This window comes from Zunongwangia sp. HGR-M22 (genome assembly GCF_027594425.1).
Lineage (GTDB): Bacteria > Bacteroidota > Bacteroidia > Flavobacteriales > Flavobacteriaceae > Zunongwangia.
In genome coordinates this window covers 3,076,763-3,094,174 of record NZ_CP115159.1, presented here as the reverse complement: position 1 = coordinate 3,094,174, position 17,412 = coordinate 3,076,763, and the positions used below count along the sequence as shown (strand labels likewise).

Annotated in this window: 22 protein-coding genes; 10 read left to right on the top strand and 12 right to left on the bottom strand. The window is 34.0% G+C overall.

Translation table 11 applies throughout. The features are described 5' to 3' along the window. Window positions 1–57 precede the first annotated feature (57 nt). Complete coding sequence (locus tag PBT91_RS13455) at window positions 58–456, bottom strand: response regulator (RefSeq protein WP_270058979.1); 399 nt, start codon at window positions 454–456, stop codon at window positions 58–60. Between the two features lie 133 nt (window positions 457–589). Between PBT91_RS13455 and PBT91_RS13450 the strand changes: the two genes are divergently transcribed. After that, window positions 590–1,501, top strand: coding sequence for a bestrophin family protein (locus PBT91_RS13450; RefSeq protein WP_270058978.1), 912 nt, complete (start codon window positions 590–592; stop codon window positions 1,499–1,501). A gap of 143 nt (window positions 1,502–1,644) precedes the next feature. On the opposite strand, the gene hxlA is transcribed toward PBT91_RS13450, so the two are convergent. Together hxlA and hxlB are read right to left on the bottom strand one after the other, a co-directional pair. Beyond that, window positions 1,645–2,271, bottom strand: a complete 627-nt coding sequence (gene hxlA, locus PBT91_RS13445) for a 3-hexulose-6-phosphate synthase (RefSeq protein WP_270058977.1) — start codon at window positions 2,269–2,271, stop codon at window positions 1,645–1,647. 49 nt (window positions 2,272–2,320) lie between these two features. Then, window positions 2,321–2,905, bottom strand: a complete 585-nt coding sequence (gene hxlB / locus PBT91_RS13440; RefSeq protein WP_270058976.1) for a 6-phospho-3-hexuloisomerase — start codon at window positions 2,903–2,905, stop codon at window positions 2,321–2,323. A 179-nt stretch (window positions 2,906–3,084) separates the two neighbouring features. Here hxlB and PBT91_RS13435 point away from each other — a divergent pair, with 179 nt between their 5' ends. The 3 genes from PBT91_RS13435 (at window position 3,085) to PBT91_RS13425 (ending at window position 5,572) form a co-directional block, all read left to right on the top strand. Continuing rightward, window positions 3,085–3,939, top strand: coding sequence for a helix-turn-helix domain-containing protein (locus PBT91_RS13435; protein WP_270058975.1), 855 nt, complete (start codon window positions 3,085–3,087; stop codon window positions 3,937–3,939). A gap of 108 nt (window positions 3,940–4,047) precedes the next feature. Next, the gene (locus PBT91_RS13430; protein ID WP_270058974.1) at window positions 4,048–5,268 is read left to right on the top strand and encodes a porin; all 1,221 of its coding nucleotides are present in this window, start codon (window positions 4,048–4,050) and stop codon (window positions 5,266–5,268) included. A gap of 127 nt (window positions 5,269–5,395) precedes the next feature. Continuing rightward, a complete protein-coding gene (locus PBT91_RS13425) occupies window positions 5,396–5,572 on the top strand; it encodes a histone H1 (protein ID WP_270058973.1) in 177 nt (58 codons plus the stop codon). Between the two features lie 72 nt (window positions 5,573–5,644). Here the strand turns inward: PBT91_RS13425 and PBT91_RS13420 are convergent, their stop codons facing one another. From PBT91_RS13420 to PBT91_RS13390, 7 genes are all read right to left on the bottom strand, one after another. Beyond that, window positions 5,645–6,205, bottom strand: coding sequence for a hypothetical protein (locus tag PBT91_RS13420; protein ID WP_270058972.1), 561 nt, complete (start codon window positions 6,203–6,205; stop codon window positions 5,645–5,647). Further along, entirely contained in the window at window positions 6,198–6,650 is a 453-nt protein-coding gene (locus PBT91_RS13415; RefSeq protein ID WP_270061465.1) for an RNA polymerase sigma factor, read from the bottom strand. The genes PBT91_RS13420 and PBT91_RS13415 overlap by 8 nt, the downstream gene beginning before the upstream one ends. Window positions 6,651–6,667: 17 nt before the next feature. Next, a complete protein-coding gene (locus tag PBT91_RS13410; RefSeq protein WP_270058971.1) occupies window positions 6,668–7,036 on the bottom strand; it encodes a hypothetical protein in 369 nt (122 codons plus the stop codon). A gap of 49 nt (window positions 7,037–7,085) precedes the next feature. Then, a complete protein-coding gene (locus PBT91_RS13405) occupies window positions 7,086–7,511 on the bottom strand; it encodes an alpha/beta fold hydrolase (protein WP_270058970.1) in 426 nt (141 codons plus the stop codon). Window positions 7,512–7,628: 117 nt separating this feature from the next. Next, a complete protein-coding gene (locus PBT91_RS13400) occupies window positions 7,629–9,251 on the bottom strand; it encodes an ArnT family glycosyltransferase (RefSeq protein ID WP_270058969.1) in 1,623 nt (540 codons plus the stop codon). Next, entirely contained in the window at window positions 9,241–9,879 is a 639-nt protein-coding gene (locus PBT91_RS13395; RefSeq protein ID WP_270058968.1) for a lipid-A-disaccharide synthase N-terminal domain-containing protein, read from the bottom strand. The genes PBT91_RS13400 and PBT91_RS13395 overlap by 11 nt, the downstream gene beginning before the upstream one ends. Next, entirely contained in the window at window positions 9,876–10,589 is a 714-nt protein-coding gene (locus tag PBT91_RS13390; protein WP_270058967.1) for a glycosyltransferase, read from the bottom strand. Before PBT91_RS13390 ends, PBT91_RS13395 begins: the two co-directional genes overlap by 4 nt. Before the next feature lie 137 nt (window positions 10,590–10,726). On the opposite strand from PBT91_RS13390, the gene PBT91_RS13385 reads away from it, so the two are divergent. Continuing rightward, the gene (locus tag PBT91_RS13385) at window positions 10,727–11,668 is read left to right on the top strand and encodes an NAD-dependent epimerase/dehydratase family protein (protein WP_270058966.1); all 942 of its coding nucleotides are present in this window, start codon (window positions 10,727–10,729) and stop codon (window positions 11,666–11,668) included. Here PBT91_RS13385 and meaB read toward each other — a convergent pair. Continuing rightward, window positions 11,663–12,748, bottom strand: coding sequence for a methylmalonyl Co-A mutase-associated GTPase MeaB (meaB, locus tag PBT91_RS13380; RefSeq protein WP_270058965.1), 1,086 nt, complete (start codon window positions 12,746–12,748; stop codon window positions 11,663–11,665). The genes PBT91_RS13385 and meaB overlap by 6 nt on opposite strands. Before the next feature lie 95 nt (window positions 12,749–12,843). Between meaB and PBT91_RS13375 the strand changes: the two genes are divergently transcribed. Further along, window positions 12,844–13,272, top strand: a complete 429-nt coding sequence (locus PBT91_RS13375) for an organic hydroperoxide resistance protein (protein WP_270058964.1) — start codon at window positions 12,844–12,846, stop codon at window positions 13,270–13,272. Between the two features lie 16 nt (window positions 13,273–13,288). On the opposite strand, the gene PBT91_RS13370 is transcribed toward PBT91_RS13375, so the two are convergent. Continuing rightward, window positions 13,289–13,879, bottom strand: a complete 591-nt coding sequence (locus PBT91_RS13370; RefSeq protein WP_270058963.1) for a DUF2911 domain-containing protein — start codon at window positions 13,877–13,879, stop codon at window positions 13,289–13,291. A gap of 166 nt (window positions 13,880–14,045) precedes the next feature. On the opposite strand from PBT91_RS13370, the gene PBT91_RS13365 reads away from it, so the two are divergent. The 4 genes from PBT91_RS13365 to PBT91_RS13350 are packed head-to-tail and all read left to right on the top strand — an operon-like array spanning window position 14,046 to window position 17,402. Continuing rightward, window positions 14,046–14,609 carry an RNA polymerase sigma factor gene (locus tag PBT91_RS13365; RefSeq protein WP_270058962.1) on the top strand — a complete coding sequence of 188 codons (564 nt, stop codon included), beginning with the start codon at window positions 14,046–14,048 and terminating at the stop codon, window positions 14,607–14,609. 49 nt (window positions 14,610–14,658) lie between these two features. After that, complete coding sequence (locus PBT91_RS13360; protein ID WP_270058961.1) at window positions 14,659–15,297, top strand: hypothetical protein; 639 nt, start codon at window positions 14,659–14,661, stop codon at window positions 15,295–15,297. After that, a complete protein-coding gene (locus PBT91_RS13355; protein ID WP_270058960.1) occupies window positions 15,278–16,678 on the top strand; it encodes a hypothetical protein in 1,401 nt (466 codons plus the stop codon). The genes PBT91_RS13360 and PBT91_RS13355 overlap by 20 nt, the downstream gene beginning before the upstream one ends. 34 nt (window positions 16,679–16,712) lie before the next feature. After that, entirely contained in the window at window positions 16,713–17,402 is a 690-nt protein-coding gene (locus tag PBT91_RS13350; protein ID WP_270058959.1) for a peptidoglycan DD-metalloendopeptidase family protein, read from the top strand. The last annotated feature ends 10 nt before the right edge of the window (window positions 17,403–17,412 follow it).

Here is a 17,412-nt window from a genome sequence, read left to right as displayed (position 1 = left end):
TAATAAGGGAGTCTTATACGGCATGTTCCAAGTTTTATTTAAAAGAACGATGAGGCACTAATCTTTTTTTACCAAGAGTTTTTTAAATAGATTTTTACTTGGTTCAACTTTAATCGGTTTACTAAGATAGCCATCCATACCAACCATTTTACCTTTTTCCATCATATTCTCCAATTTATTTCCGCTTAGGGCTACTATACGTGTGGAGTGCTTAGTTTCTATTTTTTTTATCAATCTAATTGCTTCAAATCCATCAATTCCCGGCAACTGGATATCCATTAAAATAAGATCAAAAATTGGCGAATTTCTATAAATCGCTACGCCTTCTTCACCTGTAGCAGCAGTTATAATTTCAGCACAATCAAAAATTTTATTTATAATCGTCTTTACTAAAAACAGATTAACTGGATTATCATCTACCGCTAAAATTTTAATAGGTTGCTTAAAATATTTCATAAAGAATATTAGTGATCTTTAGGTTTTAACGTTATAAGTCTTTTTAATAATTAATAAAAGTATTAAAGTAGTTAAGAATATTTATAAAAATTTAAATAATATCAAATTTTATTTAATTTAGATAAAAAACTGAATGTTAATTTCCAATAAAGTTAGAATCTCCAGAATTATTGAAGGTTCCTGGACTTATTTTTTAATTGATTTTTTAACTTGTAGCGTTACCTATGCCTTATCTGAGTATTTCAATATTATAAATATTCCCATCCCCGCATTATTGCCAACAATTCTTGGTACAGCACTTGCGTTTTTTATCGGTTTCAACAATAATCAGGCGTATGATCGCTGGTGGGAAGCAAGAAAAATTTGGGGAGGACTCGTAAACGATAGTAGAAGCTGGGCGAGACAATTATTATTTCTGAAAAAAACTACGGAAGAAATTAATGGAGAAGACAGAAATTTCATTGAAATTTTAGTACGCCGACATATAGGTTTTGTTTACGCTTTAAACAGAGGCCTGAGGAAATCTTCAGAAACCGATTATTTAAATTTCTTAAATGATGATGATTTTGAATACTTAAGACATGAGTCAAATAAAGCGAATGCGGTTTTAAATCTTCAGACAAGAGATTTAAACGAATGGTATCAAAAAGGAAAGGTTGATGGTTTTCAATTTATGCAATTAAATCAAATGCTTATTAACTTTTGTGACCAAATGGGCAAATCTGAACGTATTGCGAATACTGTTTTCCCAACTACATATAATTATTATACAAGAGTTTTTGTATGGATATTTATTGTATGCTCAACGCTTGTAACTGCTGAAAGTATTGGAATATGGTCTGTGGTTTTTGGAACTTTAATAGGCTACGTGTTTCTTACGATTCACAAAATTGGAGTATCGCTTCTTAATCCATTTGAAATGTTACCTACCGGAATTCCTTTAAACTTAATATCAAGAACTATAGAAATCAATTTATTAGAAATGCTTAGATGTAAGAATATTCCAGAACAAGTGAAAAGTGTAAATGAAGAATATGTACTTTAGGAAATAAAACCTTTGTTTTGGATATATTCCGATTAATTTCAAAATAACTGGGAAACATAGATTTAATACATAAGCAAAAAAAAGGGCTGGTTATTACCAGCCCTAAGACAAATCTACATTTTGAATAATGTAATGTCTTGAAACTAGTTTAAAGCTTCTTTTAATGCTTTAGCTGCTGCTGCTGGATCCTCAGCTCCATAAATAGCTCCACCGGCAACGGCAACAACTGCTCCAGATTCTTTAACTTTAGTGATACTATCAAGATTAACTCCACCTGCGATAGATACTGGTACACCAGCTCTAGAAGCTTCTTCTACAAGAACATCAATAGAGTATCCTGGTTTTGCCTGCTCATCTAAACCTGCGTGTAATTCTACGAATTCTACACCTAGTTTGCTTACTTCTTGCGCACGTTGCACACGATCTTTAACACCAATAGTGTCAACAACTACAGCTCTATCGTATTTTTTAGCCGCTTCAACAGCACCAATGATAGTAGCATCATCAATAGATCCTAAGATAGTGATATAATCTGCTCCTGCTTTAAAAGCCATTTCAGCTTCTAATCCACCTGCATCTGCAGTTTTAAAATCAGCAAAGACCATTTTGTCTGGAAATGCTTCTTTCATCGCAGTAATTGCACGTACACCTTCACTTTTAATAAGTGGTGTTCCTAATTCAATAATATCGATATAAGGAGCTACTTTTGTAGCTAAAGCTATTGCATCTTCTGTATTTAGTAGGTCGATTGCTACTTGTAATTTAGTCATAATCCTCTATGTTTAATTTATATTCTTCTTTTTTATTTTACTTTTTAATCTATTCCATATTGGCGTGCATCTCCCATAATTGTTCGGCACTGCTATCAGATTGTTTCCATAAATAATGGATAAGGGCATCGAAAATCAATAAAAATGATTGTTCAAAAAGACTGCCTGCATATTGCTGAGAAATGGAATTACCATGTTCTTGCTTTCCTGCTGCCGGAATAACTACAGTATGATCTGCCAGTTTAGCGAGCGGAGAAGACTCATCTGTTGTAAAGCATACTAAATCTGCTTCATTTTTGTGAGCAGTTTCAGCAGCGTTCAATATAGATTTTGTATTTCCAGAACCCGATACCGCGATTAAAAGATCATCTTTAGTAATTGCCGGTGTAGTAGTCTCTCCAACAACATATACATGGTATCCTAAATGCATTAAGCGCATTGTAGCTGCTTTTACCATAAAACCAGTTCTGCCTGCACCCGTTAAAAATATCTTTTTAGCATTTTTAATTGGCTTTTCTATAGCCTTAAGGCTTTCTAAATTTAAAGAGTGATATAGATTTACATGCTCATTTATAATGATCTCGTAAGCATTTTGGATGCTAGCATTTTTGTTATCGTGATTGTTATTATCCATTATGATCGTCTTTAAATTATCTCCCTTTTTAGGGAGGGACAAAATTAATCTACGCAAGAGATCAAATTGGTATAAAATCTGGCAGATATGTGGTACAATTTGCCATATCGTGATTTTTGTTGGGTGAAATTAGCTAGTTTTGTGGTACTTTTTGGAAAAGCCATTTTTTTCAATCTTTAATGACAAAGAATATGCTAAGTGATAAGGTTTTATATATACGCGATTTAATTGATTGTCCTCCTTCTTATTTGGATGATCCCGGCAGGAGAGAATTTTTTGAGATTGTATGGCTTAAAAATGAAAAAGCTTTACACGTTCCTCAGCATTCATTTCAGACCGTGCAGGGAGATTGGATCTATTTGATCCCGCCGTACCGCGTGCATCAATTGAATAAAGCAGGCAAAAAGGGAGTACTGCTATCTTTTAAAAGAGAATTGCTAGAAGATGATCTTAAAGAATTTTTGTTGGACGTTTTTAGAATGTTTAATATCCAGGGCGAATTTTCTTGTTTACAGGTAACCGAGCAAAGTTCTAAAGGATTAAATGCTGTCTATAATTTGTTGACAGAAGAATATCAAAAGGACGAGATGAATCTAATTATGATGAAAGCTCTTTTGAAGGTGTTTTTGTTGCAATTAATTCAGTTGAAAGAGGAACATTTTACTCAACATGATATTAACGAAAAGCGCATTTATGAGTTTATGCTGCTGCTGGAATCTAATTATTTAGAAGAGCGAGATACTTCTTTTTATGCTGAGAAATTAGGAATAAGCGCTAAGCGATTAAATCAGATTCTTAAAGAGAAATTAGAAAAAACCGGTTTGCAACTGATTCATGATCGACTAATTTTGGAGGCGAAACGTCAAATTATTCATAGCGAGAATACTATTAAAGAAATTTCATTCAATCTAAAATTTAAAGACAGATCGTATTTCAGTAGATTTTTTAAACAACATTCAGGAATGACACCACAGGAGTTTCAGGCTAGTGTAAAAAGTCACGTTATTCAGCATGAAAACACCTTAATTAGCTGATATTTAAATTCTAAATCTCTGCAATTGTAAATTAAATGTTTCTTTAAAGCTAATTCAATGTTAAGAAATTAATTATTTCTATTTTTGAAACCATACTAGTATAAGTTTATGAAGTGTGGGTTTTATAGTATTCTTAGTTTTTTAATACTCTTTTTAGGTATATTAAATTCAGATACCGTTTTTTCTCAAAGCGCCGAGGAAACTTCCGGAGATGTATTAAAAGATTTACAGGTGAATTATGGGGCTAATGGTTTTGAATTTAGAACCAATGATAACCAGTATTCACTTCAGATTCAAAGTAGATTACAGTTTCGCTATGCAACGCCGGGCGATCAAGATCCGTTATCTTTTAATGACTTTGATGATAATAGTGGTAATGTATTCAAAGTAAATCGTTCTCGGATAAAAGTAGGTGGACACGCTTACAAATCTTGGCTTAAATATTACTGGGAATACGATTTAGGACAATCTAATTTGCTGGATTATAGACTGATGATTGAGCCGTGGGAATTCCTTAATTTTAAAATTGGTCAATTTAAAGTAGAATATAGTAGAGAACGTCGTATTAGTAGTGGCGCACAGCAAACAGTAGATCGTTCTATTTTAAATAGAGCCTTTACGGTCGATCGGCAGCAGGGAATAGAACTTTATGGACGACTAAGAACTGTGGGAGCGGTCGATTTTAATTATTGGTTTGGTGTATTTACTGGGTCAGGTCGTGGGGCTACAGAAAATGACAACAAAGATCTTATGTATTTTGGCCGTTTACAATGGAATGTATTCGGAGAAAATATTGGCTTTACAGGTAGCGATTTAAGTATTCATGAAAAACCTGGAGCCATTATCGCTGTTGCCGGATCTACCAATAGAAGTCAGCATACCCGTTTTTCTTCATCCGGCGGTGGCTTTTTTGAAGGTTACGAGTCGGAAAACCCGGGGCAATATCGCCTAAATCAGGCTAACATCGAAACAGCTTTAGTTTACCAGGGATTCAGTTGGCAATCAGAAATTCATTGGAAAAAAATTGAAGACCGCATAAATCTAAGAGCAACCAATTTGAGTGGTTACTATCTACAGGCGGGATATTTGGCACATCAAAGTTTTAGCTGGTGGCCAAAACCTTTAGAAATAGCAGCACGTTATGCCAGTTATACTCCAAATACAAGAGTAAAATCTAATTTAGATGAATTAACCCTGGCCTTAAACTGGTTTTTTAAAGGGCATCGCAATAAACTCACCATGGAGATATCTGAATTTGATCTGGAAACCGAAGATATGGGAATAAAAGACGAGTTAAGATTCCGCATACAGTGGGATATTTCCATCTAATATTATTAGCAAGACTAATAATATGCTAAAATTGGGGATCCTAAGAGGGAATTTTGATATAAATGCCTGTAAAAATCGAATATTATTTTATTTTCGCTTGTCTAATTAATCTTATAAATATTATAACATGGAAAAATTGGTAGAAAATATCAATGAGACATTCGAATCTTTTAAAGCTGATGCTGATGCACAGTTAGAATCTGGTAACAAAGCAGCCGGAACTCGCGCTAGAAAAACTTCATTAGCTTTAGAAAAGCTTCTTAAAGAATTCCGTAAGGAATCTATCGCAGCTTCTAAAAAATAAAAGCAAAAGCCTCTCCAATTTGGAGAGGCTTTTTACTTAATGCCTGTTTAATAATATCACATCGCTTCCTTTTTAAGAATGCATTTGCTCTAAATTTTTGATAATTTTCAGTTCTTTTTTTATCTGAAAAGCAATTAAAAGTAGGAGCGCTACGAATGTTAATACAGCTGAAACTATAATATAAGTATAGAATCCCGAAGAAAGACTTTCTTTGAAACCGGGCAGCAGCAATAAAAATCCAATAACATATATCCCAAATAAAATTGGTGTCCAGATATAGTGAATTTTTTTTCTGGATTTGTAATAGCGCAGCAATTGGTTGTCAAATGCTTTCATACTTTGGTAACTGGCAAAATTTTCTTTTTTAATTCCACTCGCATATTCAATCCCCATTCGAATACTAAGACATGCAAGCATCAATCCTAAGCCTAAAAATGTCTGTGAATATTTATAAGCCGAGATATAGAAGAAAAATCCAATCAAAATGATAATCGTAATACCTAAAACTAATTTTGTTATTTTTTGTTTACGATTTATATAATTTGATTTTTTTATAATTTCTTCGGAATTGTTTTTTGGCGCTGGTGTTTCTGTTAACAACCATTGATTCTTTATATTTTCAAAATCATTCATTTTTTACACATTTAGAAAGTTGATCTTTAATTCGGTGAATTCTTGTTCTTACTGAAGCATGATTAATTCCAATCACCTTGGCAATTTCTTTTTGCGGCAAACCTTCAAGTTCTAATAATATGATCGATTTATTTTCTGCTGAAAGCTGATCGATACAACGATACATGCTAGCTAACTGACTTTCGGTTTCAGATTCTTCTATGGGATTATCGTCAGCAATTTCTATTTTTAGAGTTTTGGTCTTTTTCTTCCGTAGTTCCTGCAAGCACGTATTTACGGTAATTCTATAAATCCAGGTAGAAGTGGAAGCTTCACCCCTAAAATCATCTAAATATTGCCACACTTTTATAAAAACTTCATACGCTAAATCTTTAGATAAATCTTCGTTACCACTAAGGTACCCTAAACAAAGCCGAAAAACTTTTGGGTAATTGGCGGCATATATCCCTGAATATGATTTTCTTATTCATCGATACTTAAGGCGATATTAATTTGATTCTTTAACCATTCTGGCTGGTCAAACATTATAAAATGCTTTGAATTTTCAGCAAAACTAAGTTTATAGCTTTTCAGGTTTTCGTACTGGCTTTTATAATTTTTTTCAACTGTTTCTTTTCCGTAAGGAAGATCTGCAGCAAGAATATAAACCGGAATATCAATATTAGATAATTTCTGGCGTAAATCTAATTTCAGAAGATCAGTGTATCCATAAACATAGGTTTTGCGATCAGCTTTCATTAGATCTTCAATAATCAACTTTTGGCTTTCAAGGTTCATACTTATTCCAGTTGCCATTTGCGTAGCCATGTTTTTAAATTCTAAAGTATCCATTTTTAACAAGTGCTCATTATAGGGACTTTCATATTCTATAGAATCACTATTATAATCTGGCAATAAAAGCACCCATCGCAGGTAAGGCGTCGATTAAGATCAATTTTTTAAAGTTTGCGTGTTCTGAAGCCAACCACAATCCTAAAGTACCACCCATAATGTGACCTATTATTACAGGATTTTTAAGTTCATTATTTATAATGTAAGTTTCGATATCCTCTTTAATTGTTTTAAGCCATGGAGTAGGGATAGGAGCAACCTCACCGAAACCTGCAAAAGTGAATGCATGTATTTCATGATTTTTAGAAAGGTCTTCGATTAGACTTTTATAAACTGAAGATGTACTTGTAAAACCGGGAAAAAGTAAAATTGGCTCACCGCTACCAGACTTTGTAACTTTAAAACTGCTTTGACTAAATGTATGGTTTGTAAAAAGCAGAAAGCAAAAACTAAAGAGTAAAATGAAATTTTTCATAGGAAAAGATTTAAGATTTATCCTTTAGATACTTTTTGCACCAAATGTTACATGGATAATTTAAATATTTTTCAGGAGAGAGTGTATTGAGTTACTTAAATCTTTAATCCAATATTATTACTTTTTTTTGAGTAAATAAAAATCGCGAATCAGGCGATCTTTATATCCAGATTTGTTCGGGTTTACTTGATTTAAGTCATACCGATCAACTTTCTCGATAGAATACTTAGGAAACATTTCTGATGTGATAGTGTCATTTGGAGATATGAGTAAACCAAATATATTCTCTTTTGGAATAGAGAAGCTAGCATCATTTTTTAATATGGGAATTGGCTCGCCATAATTCCAAATAATTTCCGGACTAAAAGACTTGTATGCGTAAACTTCAAATTGCTGTTTTTCGGATAGCTTTCTTAATTCAGAAAATGCCTTGTAATTAGGATTATTAATAAGAGTATCCACGAGGGGAAAACCTAAAATTATGATCATACAGATGAAGCTTATAGTCAGATAAAAAATCTTCGCAATTTTTTTCCTTTTGAAGAAGTAGAATATTCCAAACCCAATACCTGCTAAGGCAATTGATGTTAGAGTGTACCATAAATAATAAATTCCGCTAAGTTTTAGGAAAAATGGAGCAATGATAGGAAAAGTGATACCTATTATTGCAATGAGTCCAAAATTGAAATAAACAATCCATTTCTCGTTCAGCTTTAAGATTGAATAATTTCTGAATAAATATTCTATGTAAAATGAAGTGTTTAATGCCATAGGGATTAGCACTGGTAAGAGATATCTAGACTTTTTCTCGGGAATAATGGAGAGAAGTATTACTGAAAGAAACGTCCAAAGAACAGTAAATCGGTAAGCTTTTTTATTGCTAACTTTATTTTTTAAGTAAGGGTAAAGCAGCGCAACGAATGACGGAATTGTCCAAATGCCACTTTGCGTAAAGAAGCTCCAATAATAATAAAACGGCCGAATGTTATAACTTCCCCAGTTTGATGCTTCATCTTTAGCGATATCTAAAAATGCAATAGGGTCGGCTATTCTTACATAAGCAAACCACCATAATCCAACTGATAAACCAAGAACTATAAAAACGATTAAAGCGCCCCATTTTTTGCTAAATTCCTGAAATTTATAAACAAGAAAATAAGCGATTACAAAAGGTAAAAACAATGCGTAAATCGAAACAGGGCCCTTACTAAGTATCGAAAAACCAAAGAAAATTCCGGCTAAAATAACGTTACGCCATAACTTTCTCTGGTCTCTAAAAAATTGGAAAAGGAAATAAATAGCCACCATCATAAATGCATGAGTAAAAATATCCCATTGGCCATTTCTCCCAGAAAAAATAATATAAAAAGAAGTAACTGCCACAAGCGCTGCTATAAATGCTTGTTTCCTAGTAATATTTAATAATTCTGAAAATTTATATAAATAAACTGTAAGCAAAGTTGCCGCACAGGCAGCAGGTATTCGTAAAGCCCATAAATTTTCTATACCAAAAATTTTTGCTGAAATTGCCGTGAGCCAGGTTGGCAACGGCGGTTTTTCATAACGCGGAATGTCGTTTAAGGTAGTTAGAAGCCAATGATCCATATTCAGCATTTCTCTGGCTGAACCAAAGTTTCTGGCTTCCATAATATTTACATAAATAGCATCCAGATTAAAGAAAAATATTAGGATGCAAACACCAATAAGAGCAAGTAGGTATCTATGAAATTTAGGCTTCATTTAGTTGTCGTTTAGACTTTTGGCTTAAGATAATATTTCTTACATAAACTACACTTCCAAAAATATGTCCTGTAAATAAAACAGGATCTCTTCTAATAATAGCGTAAATCAAAATAAGGCTCGCACCAATCAGGCTAAGCACCCAAAATCCTAATGGAAGTATACTTTCTTTTTTTCTTTCAGAATAGATCCATTGATATAAAAAGCGAAGATTGAAAATGATTTGAGCAACTGTTCCCAGTAAAACTAACCAGATAGGGATGCTGTCGTTACCGAAGAAACGTTGTAGATCTAAGGTGCCATTATTGTAATTGTAAAGCACTACAAAAGCTGGAAAAATATAAATGAAAAGCTGAAAAATACGCTTCATTTTATCCCATTCTCCCTGTAACTGTAAATTCTGAATATAAATATAATAGGTGATCGCCTGGCCAAACATAATCGAAAAATCATCCTGTAGATCCCCATAAACAAAAAGTAAAAAAGAGGCGATTAGGCTAAACTTCCAGAATAGGCTGGGCGTTAAAACCTTTTTGTGTTTTTCAGAAAGGATCCATTGCAACAGTAAACGTCCAGAAAAAAGGATCTGGGCAATAAAACCTACAGTATAGACGTACCATGGGCTCATCCTTTTTTAGCCACGTTATAATTGATGTATTTTTTCTTCATCCACAGGTAAGCAAAACAATCGACTAAAGGACCTAAAAGTCTGTTCCATAAATGAAATTTTGCTTTCCCCGCAATTCTTGGGTAGTGTCTTACAGGAACTTGTTTTACTGTTCCGTTTTGTAGCATGATCATGGCCGGTAAAAAACGATGAAGGCCTTTAAACATCGGGATTCTTTTTGCATAATCTGCCTTGATGATCTTTAAAGGACATCCGGTATCGTTCATCCCATCGTGGGTAAAGCTTTTACGAATACCATTGGCGATAAGCGAGGACATATTTTTCACAAAAGAATCTTTACGATCAGCGCGCCATCCAGTAACAAGATCGTATTCGCCAATATCCTGCATTAAAAGATTAAAATCTTCAGGATCTGTTTGTAGATCTGAATCGATATAACCTATAAGCTGAGTATCAGCATAATCGAATCCAGCTTTGATCGCGGCACTTAGTCCGCAATTTTTTTCAAAAGATATAAAAAAGAAAGCTTTATTGCGCTCGCAAATTTTTTCGATCATCGATAAACTATTATCTGAAGAACCATCATTAACTAATAATATACAGGTTGGTATCCTTGCAATTTCAAGGTACAGAGAAAGTTGTTTTTCTAAGCGATACAGATTTTCTTCCTCATTATAAATTGGTACAATAATCGTAAATTGATATTCCATGCTTACAAATTATTTACAAATGTATCTTTTAATAGAAAATGTAAGAAGGTTATAAAGATAAATATAGATTATAAGTGAAAATCGACGTAATTTGGACTCAATAGTTTTGTTTTACTCGTGTTTTTACAATTAAATTTATGAAAGTTTTAGTTACTGGTGCTGCCGGTTTTATTGGATCCCACGCTGCTGAGGCACTTAATAAAATAGGTTATCAGGTTACAGGAATAGATAATTTCTCAGAATATTATGATGTAAAATTGAAAAAGCTGAATGCTGAGTGTTTGCAAAAACAAAATGTAGAAGTTATTAATGCAGATTTAAGAGAAACTGAAGATTTCAAAAAGCTTTCAACTAATTTTGATTTTATTATTCATTTTGCAGCACAACCAGGAATTTCAGCAACCAGTACTTTCGATCAATACTTACAGAACAATTTTATTGCAACCCAGAATTTAATTGAATTTGCTCATCAAAACAGAAAACTGAAGCATTTTTTTAATATTTCTACATCTTCAGTTTACGGTTTAGAGGCTACCTTTTCTGAAAATACTCCAACGCAACCGGCTTCCTACTATGGAGTTACCAAGCTAGCTGCAGAGCAATTAGTCTTGGCAGAATCTCGTGCAAAACGATTAAATAGTAGTTCTTTTAGATTATATTCTGTTTACGGACCGCGAGAGCGTCCTGAGAAGCTGTATGCCAAATTAATATCCTGCGCATATCATAATGAAAAGTTTCCGTTTTTTTCTGGAAGTGAAAAGCATTTGAGAAGTTTTACTTATGTGGGTGATATTATAGATGGACTACTTTCCGCAATTGAAAAACATCATGAATTAAATGGCGAAATCATCAATCTAGGTACAGAAGCAGAGTATACTACTCAGGAGGGGATTGATTGTGTCGAAAAGCTTTTAGGTAAAAAGATCGAATTACAAATTGTGCCGAAACGGAAGGGCGACCAATGGCACACTAGAGCTAATATTACTAAAGCTAAAAAGATATTGGAATACAACCCGAAGACAACTTTAAAAGAAGGTTTACAAAAACAAATTAACTGGTATAAAAATAATTTTCTATAGTTTAGAAAACTTGTCTAAAAGCTGTTTTGCAGCAATAAAAGCAGTTGTTTTATTATCGAAAATAGCCTTTAATTGTTTTTCTAAAGCCACTTTAATTTCAGGGTTTTGATAAAAAGAATGCTTCAACTGTTCGTTAATGGTTTGTAATAACCAAAATTTACTTTGTTCTTTTCTATTTAGTAGAAAATAGCCATTTTCTGTGGTAATTTTATTAAAAGACTCGATAAGTTCCCATATCTCTGGAATGCCTTCGTTGTACAAAGCGCTACTGAGTAGAACTTCCGGTAACCAACTACTTTCTTTAGGTGGGTAGAGATGTAAAGCTCTTTTAAAATCTAATTTTGCGGTATTGGCAGCCTTAATATTTTCGCCATCTGCTTTATTGATCACGATGGCATCTGCCATTTCCATAATGCCGCGTTTTATTCCTTGAAGTTCATCACCAGCTCCTGCTAATTTCAATAATAAAAAGAAATCGCACATGCTATGTACGGTGGTCTCACTTTGTCCTACGCCCACGGTTTCAATCAAAATAATATCAAAGCCGGCTGCCTCACATAAAAGGATACTCTCTCGCGTTTTCCTGGCAACACCACCTAAAGAATCACCAGATGGACTTGGTCGAATAAAGGCATTTTCTTCTTTTACCAGATTTTCCATTCGTGTTTTATCTCCAAGGATACTTCCTTTAGAAATAGTACTGCTAGGATCTACAGCAAGCACAGCAACTTTTTTTCCTAATTTGAGTAAATAACCTCCAAAACTTTCTATAAAAGTGCTTTTTCCTACGCCTGGGACACCTGTAATTCCTATTCTTATAGATTTTCCTGCGGAAGCTAAGGCACCTTCAATAATTGCTGAAGCCTGCTCTTGGTGATTTACATTATTGCTTTCAACTAGAGTGATCGCTTTACCCAGTGCTGTATGGTTCCCCTGAAGAAGTTGATTTAAAATTACAGAATGATCTTGTTTTTCCTTCCGAAGTGATTTAATTTTTTCTGCGGCATTAGTGCTAACATTAGCCGAAGCAGGAATGCTGTTGCTTTGGGATAATGTAAATTTTTTGGAAGGCGTTGTCAATGTGTGCTGATTTATGACAAATTTATGAATACATTCTTTGAATGCGAATTTATGGAATGGTATATTGTTGTAGAATAATATAAAAATTCAAAAAGATGAAAACTTTGTATTCAGCTAAAGTAACTACAGAAGGTGGTAGAGATGGTAGAACGACTAGCGAAGACGGAATATTAGATATGAAACTTTCCAAGCCAAAAAGTCTTGGAGGAGAAGGTGGAGACCATAGTAATCCCGAGCAACTATTTGCAGCAGGATACTCTGCCTGCTTTGGAAGTGCTTTAGAAATGATCGCTAAAAATGCAGATGTAGATCTTGGCGATTATAGTGTAACTGCTACAATCGATCTTGGGCAAAATGAAGATAAAGATTTAGAGCTTTCTGCTATATTGGATATTTATATCCCAGATATAGACGTAGAGACTGGAGAAAACTTAATAAATGAAGCTCACGAAGTTTGTCCTTATTCTAGAGCAACAAGAGATAATATCGATGTGACTTTAAATCTACTTATAGACGAAGATTAAGATTAGATAACAATCTTTAATTATTTGAAGAGGCTTCTATCGTAGGAGTCTCTTTTATTTTTATAGGAACTCTTACAATCGTTTTATCCCAGGATATGGCTAAAAATACTAAGTCGTTAGCTTCTTCAAAATAAATAGTGAATTGGTCTACACTAATGTTTTGATTGCTTGCGGGAACTTCAACAACAAGCGCATCGAATTCAGGATCTCGATATGCATTTCCTTTAAGGTCAATCCCCCAGGGATACATTTTATTATTAAAGATAATTTTCCAGCTATCTTTTTTAGGGATCGTCCATAGCGTATATTCTCCTTTTTGCAACAAACTGCCATCTACCAGAATATCTTTATTGGTTTTAAAAACCGTCGCCTCGTTTGCACCGGTTCGCCAAACAGAGTCATATGGAACAAGATTCCCAAAAATCTCTCTTCCCTTTTTATAAGGTCTATTATAAAAAACTTCTAATGTAAGATCGTTATTGGTGTAAGATACGTTATCCTCTGGACTGTATGCTTTGGTGTTATAGTGAACTACAAAAAATATGACGGCGAACACCAAAAGGCTGATTCCTAAAATTTTTAGTAGTAACTTCAGGTTATTATTCATAGACAGATATTAGCGCTAAACTTAGCAATTTCATCTTGCATGTTTAATATTCTAAAATAAGCATATAAATTGATTCTACATTTGTAATTAAAAAAAATCGAGTTTTTGCAACATGCTTAAATTTAGCTCGTCTTTAAAGTGAACAACAACCAATCAAAAAACCATTTTGTTACAACATCAGTTAATAGAAGATTGTAAGAACAATAGCCGCAAAGCGCAGCTAAAGCTTTACAATAAATACTGTGAAGGTATGTATTACGTGGCATTTAGGTTTATGAACGATACCCAGGAGGCAGAAGATGCGATGCAGGAAGCTTTTATTAAGGCTTTTGCAAAACTGCATCAATTTACCGGAGAGGTCACTTTTGGCGCCTGGCTTAAAAGAATCGTTATAAACAAATGTCTGGATAAGCTAAAAGCAAAGAAGTTAGAGCTAGTTGCGATGAACGAGCATGTTCTTGGAAAAACCGACGAAGAAGACTGGCATGTTAACGACGGAATTACCGTTGAAGACATTAAGCAAGCGATTAGCGAGCTTCCAGAAAAGTATCGATATCCTTTAATGCTATTTTTAGTAGAAGGATATGATCATGAAGAAATTTCAGAAATACTGAATATTACTCAGGTGGCTTCCAGAACACTGGTGCACCGCGGAAAGAAAAAATTGCAGGAAAAGATTAGTAATCTTGAGCAGCAATTGGGAGGAATAAAAAGACAAACAAAATTGTAGAGGAGAAGCTGTTTAGCTCACAGTAGATCAAACATAAAAAAATTGAGATATGGGACAGGATATTAGAAAGATGCTGCAGGAGGATAAAGAAAAACAAAAGTTTCAAATTCCAGAAGGGCATCATGCAAGATTTGAAGATCGATTGAATAAATCGTTTCCTGAAAAGAAAAAGTCTGGTAACTATAAATGGTTTTTACAGATCGCTGCCGTACTAGTGGTTGCCTTGGGAGCAGGAGGATTTTTCTACTTCAGTTCTGGTAATTCAGTAGATCCTTATGGGAATCAGGTTGTAGAAAATTCAGAAGAAAATTCAGAAGAAAACCCAGTAGAAGAGAAAGAGAAGAAAAGCGAAAATTCAGCAAAACAATTTCAGCTAAGTGATGTGTCGCCACAGTATAAAAAGATAGAAGATTATTACATGGCAAGCCTTAATATGGAGTTGGCAAAGCTAGATGTGAATAATGAGAATAAAGCACTTATAGACTCTTTTATGAAGCAACTGGCAGAGCTGGATAAAGAATACAAAAGATTAAATAACGAATTAAATGAGTTAGGGCCAAACGAACAAACCATCGAAGCAATGGTTGCTAACTTACAGCTTAGGTTAGAGTTGTTGTTCAAACTAAAACAAAAGCTAAAAGAAATTAAAGAATCAAAAGACAACAGTTATGAAAATGCACAAGCTTAATTATATATTTTTATTCCTTTTGGGATGCACTTTGCATGTCACCGTCATCGCACAGGATATGATGCAGAGAAACTACAATGTGAATAGTGATGTTGTTGTAGAAGTAAATGCGAAAAACACCAATATTGTTATTGAGAATTGGGATAAAAATACCGTAGCGATCGAAGCTTATATTGATGGTGGTGTTCCACAAAATGAAGCTGCCAAAATTATGGATAGCTGGAAGCTTAACACTAAGGGATCAAAAAATAAAGTACAGATATCTTCTAAATCTGACATGCAAATTAATTGGAATGTAGATATTAATGATGAAGAGCTTAATGATGCCTTGGCGCAATTGCCAGAAATTATGGGGCCAATAATGAATGATCTTGTAACCCCTTTATTACAAAATATTTCTGAAAACCCTTTGCCACCAGATCTTTTTGCAAATATGGGAGCTTTAAATTTTGATTATCAAGCCTATCAGGAAGAAGGTGATGCCTATTTAGATCGTTATGAAAAGCAGGTCGATAAAAAGTTTGGAAAAGACTTTGAGAAGAAAATGGAAAAATGGGCGGCGAACCTTGAAAAGAATGTAGAGGGAAATAGCGAGGAGTTTGAGAAAAGCATGGAAGAATGGGGGAATTCTTTTGGAGCCAGTATGGAGAAGTGGGGAGAATCCTTTGGAAAGAAAATGGAAGCCTGGGGGAAGAATTTTGAAGAGAAAATGACCGCTAAACAAGAAGCTGGTGAAAAAATGCCTAATGTGATCTTTTTAAATCGAAATAAAGAAGGTGCCAACGCCCATAAGACCATAAAAATAAAAGCGCCTAAAAATGCTCAAATAAGACTTAATGTACGCTATGGTAAAATAGAACTGGATAATGCAGATAATCTTATTGCAGAACTATCTCACGCAAATTTTAAGGCGAATACAATCACCGGAAAAGATACTCACGTAAAAGTATCGTACACACCGGTTAGCATCTCAAATTGGGATTACGGTGTACTTAATGCAAGCTATTTGCCAAGCTGTTATATTAACACGGCCAGAAGTATAAAATTAATTTCGAACAGTAGTGATGTACATATTAATAGATTAAACGAAATGGGTATTTTGTCTGGTACCTTTGGTAACTTAACAATCAAAAATTTAGGAGGGAGCTTTAAGAATCTTGATATTACGTTAGAAAATAGCGATTTAAGATTAAAATTACCTCAATCGGCATTTAGGTTTAATTATAACGGTAATCAAAGTGATTTAGATTATCCAGCAGCATTAAATGTAGATAAAACTTCGTCTTACGATAACGAGATTCTAAAAGGATATTACAAAAGTTCTAATGTAGATCGACAAATCTCTATATCAGCAAGATTTAGCGATGTGTTGCTAAATTAGGACACAAAGATTACATTTGGCGAAAAAGCACTCTATGAAAGCAAGTTTCGCTGAATATATTTCCGGGTTAACTGCAGGTTTTACTCCAGTTGTTGGAGGAGAACTTAAACAGGAAGATTTTATTGCCATCGACCTATCTGCCAATAACCCGGAACTTTTAAAATTAGAGCAACTTTCTTCTGAAGCCTTTTCGGTATTTATAGATCATAATCTTAAAGTGGCTGGTAAAAAGCTTGCTTTTGGTGGTTATAACGAAGTAAGAAAACTATATCAGCGTAGCCAACTTTTCAATAAAAACGTAGATGAATTTTTAAACCGAAATATCCATATTGGTCTTGATATCTGGACTTCGGAAGGTACTGATGTGCTAGCAGTTTTAGATGGCGAAATCCATAGCTTTCAGGATAATGCCAATTTTGGAGATTATGGACCAACAATTATTTTGAAGCATACAGTTGAAGATGAAGTATTTTACTCACTTTACGGGCACTTAAGCAGAAAATCATTAGAAAACCTGAGAGTAGGCCAGCAAGTTAAAGCTCAAGAAAAAATAGCTGAACTGGGCGCTGCAGAAGAAAATGGTGATTATGCTCCACATTTACATTTTCAGCTTATTAAAGATCTTCAGGGAAATAGTGGAGATTATCCGGGTGTAGCTTCTAAAAAAGACCTGGATTTTTATTTGGAGAATTGTCCCGATCCTAATTTGTTGCTAAAAATATAGTTTTTAAAGC